Genomic DNA, 612 nt, shown 5'->3' with positions numbered 1-612 from the left:
TATAAAAAACAAGCTGAAACAACTTTTTTCCCCGAGCATTGGTCTAAACGTCAAACAGAAATGGAAATTAAAAGTGCATTCGGTAACTCTAAGCCTAAACCTGGAGAGTCTGAAAAATGGATAGGAACATCTTCGAGTGGAATAAAAATGGAAGGATATTATAAAAAACCAAATGGTACAGGTGCGACAGCGTGGCCTGTTTATCAAGGGAAGACAAAATGATGAATAAATTGATTTATTATTGGTGGATACCAGATTATAAAAGATTTTCGCCCTCAGGCAGAGAATATAGTGAAGATATGAGATTGGTTCCCAAGCAAGGGCGAGGAATATGTGAGGTGGCAGCATGGCTAGCAGATGATCTCCAATACTCCACTGACTCAGTTAATATTTGGATAAATAATCTCATTGATTTAGAATACAGCCGAGCCCCCGATGGCATGTTTGGCATTGGTAATGCTCACTGGGTATTGATTACGGGAGATTATGTTTTTATAGGTACTGAATACGTCGAAGAGCAACAAGTCATTATGACCAAAGAACAACTTTTATATGTGTTAGAGCAATATAAAGCTTTTTTAGGAGGAGATTATAAAGATCCCGATAATCCAC

The 612-nt window shown here is 37.7% G+C and carries 1 protein-coding gene and 1 pseudogene; both read left to right on the top strand.

Features of this window, described 5'->3' with window-relative positions; genetic code table 11:
* Positions 1–222, top strand: a 222-nt coding sequence (locus JMI89_RS11805) for an EndoU domain-containing protein (protein ID WP_220680187.1), incomplete at its 5' end; no start/stop codon positions are given.
* A gap of 77 nt (positions 223–299) precedes the next feature.
* Positions 300–612, top strand: a pseudogene (locus tag JMI89_RS11800) (hypothetical protein); the annotation flags it as partial.

The sequence above is a fragment of the Frischella sp. Ac48 genome (assembly GCF_019641635.1).
Classification (GTDB): Bacteria; Pseudomonadota; Gammaproteobacteria; order Enterobacterales; family Orbaceae; genus Frischella; species Frischella japonica.
This window is presented reverse-complemented; position numbering and strand designations above follow the sequence as displayed.